The organism is Endozoicomonas sp. SESOKO3, from assembly GCF_024606255.1.
In genome coordinates this window covers 1-2082 of sequence record NZ_JAHHPR010000117.1, presented here as the reverse complement: position 1 = coordinate 2082, position 2082 = coordinate 1, and the positions used below count along the sequence as shown (strand labels likewise).

Here is a 2082-nt window from a genome sequence, read left to right as displayed (position 1 = left end):
AAGAAGCCGCAGATATAAAACGAAAAGAAAAGCTTCAGAGTGTGGAAGAGATCAAGAAAGTCATGGAGGCCAAAGGCCTCTCGATGTCTGACCTGAATCTTTTGCAAGAGATAGGTAAGGAAGGCAAGCGCAGGAGAAACGTCTCCAAGCATAATTTCGAGTTTCAGACAAACTCCGGCGATACGGTGCGCTGGTACGGCTCAACAACAGGACGCTTGCCAAAAGAGTTTCAGGACTATCTCGATCGTACCGGCAAAAAGAGGATTCACTGCATTGCAGATTAAGGGTAACAGTGTCTTACAGTGGGTCTTGTCAGGCTTGCAAGTGTGTTACCAGGGTACGCATCCATAAAGACAGGTCACTGATGTCGTCCAGAATCAGAAACAGCAGGGCGACATCCACCGGGTCTATCGTGTTTTCCATCAGGCAGGTTTGTTCCCGAATTTCTTGACTGATCTTTCTGAGTTCATCGACATCACAGGCAAGATTTCTCCTGAAGCGACCTTGAGATTGGTTGTACTGCTTTCTGAATCCGCCCTGACTGAGTTCATTTAATTCGATGACGGCCCGCCTTAATTGATAGACAGTCTTGCCAAACTGTCGGGTCAGGTCATTCAGTGGCACGCTCATTTCGGCTGGTAATCGAAGGGGACGATAGCTTAATCGTTCTGACAGTCGAAAGGTCTGATGAGCCAGCTGGTTCTGGGACTGAAGTGCGTCCATGATCACTTCTCTGGGTTGAGCCATCAGTGATGGTTTTTGCAGGCAGAAAAGCACTTCTTGCGCCATTGCTTCCAGTTGATGGGGAAGTTCTTTGATCCAGGAGCTGCTGGCAACGGTCTCTGTGTGTTCAGAGTTAAGGACTTGAATCTGCCGGTTGAGGTGCGTAAGTGCATTCATTACGGCATTGCGATGTCGTAGCAAGGGTTTGAACGGTGAGCCTGAGAAGAGGCTGGCAAAGGTTTCCAGATCCATAAAGGCGTTATCGACCGGACAGGGAATTGCCGTAGTGTGTTGAGTAGATGTTCAGTAGAATTGAGGAAAAGCGCTACCATCAATGGCGGTGCTTTTTCGTTTACGGGCTTCTGCGCAGAGAGAAGGTAAACCAGCTATGGTAACGGGACTGGAAAGGGTAGCAGCTAAAGCCCGGAGTAATCCGAAACTTCGACTCACCAGCTTGGCTCATCACATCACACCGGCGAGCCTCTGTTCGAATCTGAATAAGATTCCCAATGGGACATCGCCCGGGGTTGATGGATTGACAATGGAAGAGACGAAGAAAGGCTTCGGTCAATGGCTTGAGCAAACACTGACATCTATTCATCGACAGGGCTACAAGGCACCGCCGGTCAAAAGAGTATGGATACCAAAGCCGGGAAAGAAGGATAAACGCCCATTGGGTGTTCCCTGCATTAATGATCGAGCCTTGAGATCATTTTTCATGTCACCTATAACGGCTAATTTTCAGGATGGTGGGTAACTTGAGTTATTTAAATCAGCTCATTTTTTGTATTTTCGGAGGTATGGCTCCGGCAGTCGAGTTGTTAGTGAACGGATGATTTGATGATTGCATTGTATTCCCACTATTTGTTGGGAAAGCACCGGTTGTTGAAACAACATCGGACAGAAATTTGACAACTGTATGAGCACCTTTTTTTCTTGCATAATCTAATGGACTATCACCTTCAGTTGTTAACTGGTCAAGAGTGAAATCAGATCGTTTTAATAGTAATTGGATGAAACTTAGTGCGTCAGACTCAATAGCTGCCATCAGTACAGTCTTTCTGCAGCCTTTTTTCTGTAGAAGTGTTTTTCTATTGCTGATGGCCTCTTCAATTTTTTCACGTGCTTTATCATTATTGTGATAAGTTTTATTATACTCGCCAATTAATGCTACAATTTCATCTCCGTGGAATTGAACTCCCAGTCTTATATCTTTCAGATGATCAGCCAATGTCTCTATGTCATTAAATTTCTTCTTGTTTAGCTTCCCCTTTAAAAAGCTACGTACTGTTATATCGTGCATGATAGGCTGATCAATATTCGCACCCAGATTGATTAGTTTGTTAATAATCTCAAGGC

3 protein-coding genes and 1 pseudogene are annotated in these 2082 nt (G+C 45.2%); 2 read left to right on the top strand and 2 right to left on the bottom strand.

Translation table 11 applies throughout. The annotated features are described in order from the left end of the window. A pseudogene (locus KDK18_RS02185) lies at positions 1-284 on the top strand (H-NS histone family protein); the annotation flags it as partial. Positions 285-312: 28 nt separating this feature from the next. Here the strand turns inward: KDK18_RS02185 and KDK18_RS02180 are convergent. Further along, a complete protein-coding gene (locus KDK18_RS02180) occupies positions 313-975 on the bottom strand; it encodes a DUF47 domain-containing protein (protein WP_257252873.1) in 663 nt (220 codons plus the stop codon). An 82-nt stretch (positions 976-1057) separates the two neighbouring features. Here KDK18_RS02180 and KDK18_RS02175 point away from each other — a divergent pair, with 82 nt between their 5' ends. After that, positions 1058-1480 carry a hypothetical protein gene (locus tag KDK18_RS02175; RefSeq protein WP_257252871.1) on the top strand — a complete coding sequence of 141 codons (423 nt, stop codon included), beginning with the start codon at positions 1058-1060 and terminating at the stop codon, positions 1478-1480. Between the two features lie 15 nt (positions 1481-1495). Here KDK18_RS02175 and KDK18_RS02170 read toward each other — a convergent pair. Further along, a partial coding sequence (locus KDK18_RS02170; RefSeq protein WP_257252870.1) for an ankyrin repeat domain-containing protein occupies positions 1496-2082 on the bottom strand: 587 nt, incomplete at its 5' end.

Bases quoted from the DNA above. Each gene is read 5' to 3' on its own strand.
- KDK18_RS02180 (WP_257252873.1), bottom strand. From the start codon at position 975: ATGGATCTGGAAACCTTTGCCAGCCTCTTCTCAGGCTCACCGTTCAAA.
- KDK18_RS02175 (WP_257252871.1), top strand. From the start codon at position 1,058: ATGGCGGTGCTTTTTCGTTTACGGGCTTCTGCGCAGAGAGAAGGTAAA.